This is a genomic window from Sulfitobacter sp. G5_S2_6_S6 (assembly GCF_054968505.1).
On the sequence record NZ_JBQKUI010000036.1, the window covers coordinates 1 to 259 of the forward strand.

At 59.5% G+C, this 259-nt stretch carries 1 protein-coding gene; it reads left to right on the forward strand.

Annotated elements, in window-relative coordinates:
- Nucleotides 1–259 (forward strand): DDE-type integrase/transposase/recombinase (locus tag ACTRWK_RS17545; RefSeq protein ID WP_462844113.1); only part of this gene is annotated, 259 nt, incomplete at both ends.

The window sequence follows — 259 nt, forward strand, 5'->3', positions numbered from 1 at the left end:
ACTTCCTGGTTGACAGCTTCGGCCCATCCCGAAAATTCCGCATCCTGGCCGTGATAGACGATTGCAGCCGCGAAAACCTGTGCCTGATTGCTGACACCAGCATCTCCGGCGCGCGTGTTGCGCGTGAGCTGGATGCGCTGGTGCGGCTCTACGGTAAACCCGGATGCATAGTCAGCGACAACGGGACAGAGTTCACGAGCCGGGCCATTCTGAGGTGGGCCGATCAGAACGCAATTCCGTGGCACTATATCGACCCAGG